We start from the raw sequence: 5088 nt of genomic DNA on the forward strand, positions 1-5088 counted from the left end.
CGCGTGCTTTTGGCACAGCGCCCGCCCGGCAAATCCATGGCCGGTTTGTGGGAGTTTCCGGGCGGCAAGGTCGAAGCCGGCGAAACCCCCGAAGCCGCGCTGATCCGCGAGTTGCAAGAAGAACTGGGCATCGACACATGGGCGTCCTGCCTTGCCCCGTTGACCTTTGCCAGCCATGCCTACGATGAGTTCCACCTGTTGATGCCGCTGTTTGCCTGCCGCAAATGGAACGGCACACCGCAGGCGCGCGAGGGGCAAAACCTGAAATGGGTCCGTGCCAATGCGCTGAAAGATTATCCAATGCCCCCAGCGGACATTCCCCTGATTCCGATCCTGCGCGACTGGCTTTAGGGCCAGCGCGACCTCTCATCTGTTTCTTTACGCGCGTGAATACTGCCTCCTTGACTTTTTTGTTGCTAGACTTAGGCAAATTGTCGCTTATAAAGATGCAACTTCAGGTTCTTCTGGGAGGAAGCAATGCTTCGCACAATCACCATCGGTTCCACCGTATCCGTCCAGGGTATTTTCGTCCGCGACATGCCCGACGGCCGCATATCGGTTAAGGTTGATGACGCGATCTATACCGGCAAGCCAATCCAGCGCCGGAACTGATCACGCACACGCAAAACATCTGAACCATCCCCCTGCCCCAAGCGTTTGCTTAGGTCATCAAGGATGGATCAATCATGAAGCCTCAACGTGTTATCGTTATTCTGAACAAGGGCTCCGGCCGCCAAGACGGGACAGAGCGTAAGTCCCGGATTTCAGACAGGTTTCAACACCACGACATTCCCGTCAGCTTCGTTGAATTCTCGCCCAATGGCGCGGATTTGGGGCAGGTGGCGCAATCCACTGCCGAAGCGAACCCCGACGCCACCATCGTCGCGTCAGGCGGCGACGGAACCATCAGCGGCGTCGCCTCGGGCTTGGCGCATGTGCCCAACCAGATGGGGATTATCCCCGCGGGCACCTTTAACTATTTCGCCCGTTCGCTGAACCTGCCCGAAACCGTTGACGAAGCCGTGGATGTCGTCGCCAAGGGCGTCCTGCGCCCGACGGACATCGCCAAGATCAATGGCAACGCGTTTCTGAACAACGCCAGCATCGGGGCCTATGCCGCCATCCTGAAAACCCGCGAAGGCATCTATGACCGCTGGGGCCGCAGCCGTGTTGCGGCCTATTGGTCGGTGGTCAAAGCGCTGGCAACACTCCGCGCGCCGCTCAGGCTGACGGTGACGATTGATGGCAAATCCTTTAAACATAGGACACCGCTGGTCTTTGCAATCAGCAACGCCTTTCAGCTGAACCAAATGGGGCTGAGCGGCGAAGACTGTATCGCCAAGGGCGGCATGGTGCTGCTGGTTGCCCCCGATACGAACCGTTGGGGGCTGTTCAAACACGCCGCCGCGCTGGCCCTTGGGGTCGCGAAACGTGAAACCGACTATCAAATGCACTGCGGGAACGAGATCACGCTTGAGATGCCGCATAAATCACGCCCTGTCGCCCGCGACGGAGAGCTAAGCCGCATGAAAGGCCCGTTCAAACTGCACATGCAGCGCGAGGCCCTGCAGCTGATCGTTCCTGCCGAATTTAACGAGGCCGTCAGATGAGCACATTGGTACATCTCTCAGATTTACACTTTGGCAAGGATCGACCCGACCTGCTGGAACCGCTGCTCTCTTGTGTGAACGAACTGAACCCCGATATCGTCGCCATCTCGGGCGATTTCACGCAGCGCGCGCGGCGTAGCCAGTTCGAGGAAGCGCATAACTTTATCCAGCGGATCAACGCGCCTGTCTTGGGTGTGCCGGGGAACCACGATGTCCTGCTTGACCGCCCGTTCCAACGGTTTTTCATGCCGTGGCGGCGGTATCGCAAATGGATCAACGCCGATCTGACGCCTCGGTATGAGGACGATGATATGGTCGTCATCGGCATCAACTCGGTCGATCGCTTTTCGTGGCAGACGGGAAAGCTGACGGCAGGGCGTATCGCGCAAGCCTGCAAGGCGATGGATGACACCGCCGCGCGCAAAGCCCGCGTGTTAGTGGTGCATCACCCGCTAGAGCATCCCAATCACACCAAGAAAAAGCCCATACCCGGTGCCGAAATCGCGCTGGAAAAGCTACTGTCTTGCGGGGCGAACCTGATCCTGTCGGGGCACCTTCACACGTGGCACGCAGAGAATTTTACCGTCGAATCCGGCGGCACCACGGCGATCCAGTTGCATGCGGGGACCAGCCTGTCGTCGCGCGTGCGCGGTGAGCCGAATGATTTCAACCTTGTGAAGATCTCGGACGATCAGGTCTGTGTCGACCGGCTGAGCTTTAACGAAGATAAACGGGTCTTTGAGACGACAGAAGCCCGGACATTTAACCGGGCTTCTGATCATCAGATATCGGACGAAGTGTGACTTAGTCCAGCGTGCGCACGACTTCTTCACGTGTGAAGATTTCGATAACGTCGCCCGGACGGATGTCTTCGTAGTTCTCGAACGCCATACCACATTCCTGGCCTGACGGTACTTCGGCAACTTCGTCCTTGAAGCGCTTGAGCGTTTTCAGCGTGCCTTCGTGGATAACGACATCGTCGCGCAGCAGGCGCACACCAGCGGCGCGGCTTGCTTTGCCTTCGGTCACCAGACAGCCCGCAACCTTGCCAACGCCGGTCACCTTGAATACCTCTTTGATCGACGCATAGCCGATGAAGTGTTCGCGGATCTCGTTGCTCAGCAGGCCACTTGCGGCAGCTTTCACATCATCAACCATGTCATAGATGACAGAGTAATACCGGATCTCGACACCCTTCTGGTTTGCCGAGGCACGGGCCGAGGCGTTTGCACGGACGTTGAAACCGATGATCGGCGCGTTGGAGGCTTCGGCAAGACCCACATCGGTGTCGGTAATCGCACCCACGCCCGAGTGAAGGACGCGCACGCGGACTTCATCGTTGCCGATTTTCTCCATCGCTTGAACGATCGCTTCGGCAGAACCCTGAACGTCTGCTTTGATCAACAAAGGCAGCTCGCTAATGGTTTCGTTCACCTTGGCGTTCGCCATCAGCTGTTCCAGCGTCGTCGCAGCACCAGCCGCAGCGCGTTTGTCTTTGGCGGCTTTTTCACGGTATTCCGCAATCTCGCGCGCCTGCGCTTCGGTGTCGGTGACGTTCAGAACGTCGCCCGCACCCGGTGTCCCGTTCAGGCCAAGCACCTCTACCGGCACGGATGGGCCTGCTTCTTTCACGCGCTCGCCCTGATCGTTGATCAGCGCACGGACCTTACCGTACTGCTCGCCCACAACAAAGATGTCGCCCTGACGCAGCGTACCGTTCTGAACAAGAACAGTCGCAACGGGGCCGCGGCCCACGTCAAGCTGCGCTTCGATCACGGCACCGACCGCGGCGCGGTTCGGGTTCGCTTTCAGTTCCAGCAGTTCCGCTTGCAGCGCGATGGCTTCCAGCAGTTCGTCCAGACCTTGCCCCGTGGTGGCCGATACTTCGACGTCCTGTGTTTCACCGGACATCTTTTCAACGATAACCTCGTGCTGCAGCAGGTCCGTACGGACTTTGTCAGGGTTCGCTTCGTATTTGTCGATCTTGTTGATCGCCACGATCATTGGCACCTTGGCCGCTTTCGCGTGGTTAATCGCTTCGATCGTCTGAGGCATCACAGCATCATCCGCCGCGACCACCAGAACAACGATGTCGGTGACCTGCGCACCGCGCGACCGCATCGAGGTAAAGGCCGCGTGGCCCGGTGTATCGAGGAAGCTCAGAACCTGACCGTTGTCGGTTGTGACCTGATAGGCACCGATGTGCTGTGTGATACCGCCCGCTTCGCCGGACTGAACCTTGGCTTTGCGGATCGCGTCAAGCAGCGATGTCTTACCGTGGTCAACGTGGCCCATGATCGTGATAACCGGAGGACGCGAGACCAGATCTTTCGGATCGTCTTCGGCTTCCTTGATCACGTCTTCAACGTCAGCATCGGAAACGCGCACCACTTTGTGGCCGAATTCCTCGATGATCAGCTCGGCTGTGTCAGCGTCGATGGTTTCGTTCTGCGTGACCATCATGCCGTTTGTCATCAATGCTTTGACGACAGCGCCAACGCGTTCGGCCATCCGGTTCGCCAGTTCGGAAACCACGATCGCCGGAGGCAGGTTGACGTTGCGCACGACCTTTTCACGCTCAACCGAACCGCCCATTGCCTTCTGGCGCTGGCGTTCCTGCTTGCGTTTCATCTGCGCCATGGACCGTTGACGGCCACCTTCGCCACCGGACAAAGCCTGGTTCAGCGTCAGTTTGCCGGAACGACGGCTATCGTCGCCACCCTTGTTGCGCTTGTTGGTTTCTTCGCGGTCGCCTTCTTTCTTGCGGGCCGCAGGGGTCGGTGCGCCGGATTTGATGTTCGGCGAACGCGGCGCGGCAGGGGCCGCTGCGGGGGCTGCGGCAGCGGCTGCTGCGGCTTCCGCTTCTTTCTTGCGGCGCTCGTCCTCTTCGGCTTTCGCCTTCAGGCTTTCCTCGCGCTCACGCTCTTCGGCTTCTTTCGCCTCGATCTCGGCACGACGACGCTCGCGGTCTTCTGCGCGGGCCTTTTCCTCGGCTGCGCGTGCTTCGGCTTCTTCCGCCTCGCGGGCGCGGGCAGCCTGAACCGCCTTCAGCCGGCGTTCCATTTCGGAATCGGTGATCCCTGCCGGACGCTTGGAGGGATCCCCGAGCGATGGATTGCTACCGCCGCCGGCTTTTGCGCCAGCAGGTTTGGGCACCACAACGCGCTTGCGCTTGGTCTCGACCACGACGTTTTTCGTCCGCCCGTGGCTAAAGCTTTGCTTTACGTTGCCGGGACGCGAAGACGCTCCCCGCAGGCCCAATGTCTTTTTGCCGTCACTATCGCTCATGAAGCTCGTCTATCCTTTCGGGTGACCGTTGCCACCCTCGTTTATGCGCACGCCTTTTAACCGCTGAGCCTCCTCTACAACACGAGAGGTAAGACCACCAGAGGCGAGCGCCCCATGTATCACAGTTTGGCGACCGAATGCCAAACCCAATTCATCGGCTGTCAACCAACCAATGTAATGGCCATAGTGT

At 59.0% G+C, this 5088-nt stretch carries 5 protein-coding genes and 1 pseudogene; 4 read left to right on the plus strand and 2 right to left on the minus strand.

Annotation, left to right across the window (positions count from 1 at the left end; all coding sequences use genetic code 11):
* From B3849_RS05805 to B3849_RS05820, 4 genes are all read left to right on the plus strand, one after another.
* Nucleotides 1-351, plus strand: a 351-nt coding sequence (locus B3849_RS05805; RefSeq protein WP_286779910.1) for a (deoxy)nucleoside triphosphate pyrophosphohydrolase, incomplete at its 5' end; no start/stop codon positions are given.
* Nucleotides 352-477: 126 nt separating this feature from the next.
* Nucleotides 478-612 carry a hypothetical protein gene (locus tag B3849_RS05810; RefSeq protein ID WP_278425913.1) on the plus strand — a complete coding sequence of 45 codons (135 nt, stop codon included), beginning with the start codon at nt 478-480 and terminating at the stop codon, nt 610-612.
* Between the two features lie 74 nt (nt 613-686).
* Complete coding sequence (locus tag B3849_RS05815; protein ID WP_278425912.1) at nt 687-1610, plus strand: diacylglycerol/lipid kinase family protein; 924 nt, start codon at nt 687-689, stop codon at nt 1608-1610.
* Complete coding sequence (locus B3849_RS05820; protein ID WP_278375806.1) at nt 1607-2413, plus strand: metallophosphoesterase family protein; 807 nt, start codon at nt 1607-1609, stop codon at nt 2411-2413. The genes B3849_RS05815 and B3849_RS05820 overlap by 4 nt, the downstream gene beginning before the upstream one ends.
* Before the next feature lies 1 nt (nt 2414).
* On the opposite strand, the gene infB is transcribed toward B3849_RS05820, so the two are convergent.
* Together infB and B3849_RS05830 are read right to left on the minus strand one after the other, a co-directional pair.
* Nucleotides 2415-4898, minus strand: coding sequence for a translation initiation factor IF-2 (gene infB / locus B3849_RS05825; protein WP_005850858.1), 2484 nt, complete (start codon nt 4896-4898; stop codon nt 2415-2417).
* Between the two features lie 9 nt (nt 4899-4907).
* Nucleotides 4908-5088: pseudogene (locus B3849_RS05830) on the minus strand (hypothetical protein); the annotation flags it as partial.

Origin of the sequence: Sulfitobacter sp. UBA4523 (genome assembly GCF_002388305.1) — a bacterium.
In the GTDB taxonomy this organism is placed as follows: Bacteria; Pseudomonadota; Alphaproteobacteria; order Rhodobacterales; family Rhodobacteraceae; genus Sulfitobacter; species Sulfitobacter pontiacus.

Excerpts from the sequence above, each read along its gene's own strand:
- B3849_RS05820 (WP_278375806.1), top strand. The coding sequence starts at position 1,607 with ATGAGCACATTGGTACATCTCTCAGATTTACACTTTGGCAAGGATCGA.
- B3849_RS05810 (WP_278425913.1), top strand. The coding sequence starts at position 478 with ATGCTTCGCACAATCACCATCGGTTCCACCGTATCCGTCCAGGGTATT.
- infB (WP_005850858.1), bottom strand. The coding sequence starts at position 4,898 with ATGAGCGATAGTGACGGCAAAAAGACATTGGGCCTGCGGGGAGCGTCT.
- B3849_RS05815 (WP_278425912.1), top strand. The coding sequence starts at position 687 with ATGAAGCCTCAACGTGTTATCGTTATTCTGAACAAGGGCTCCGGCCGC.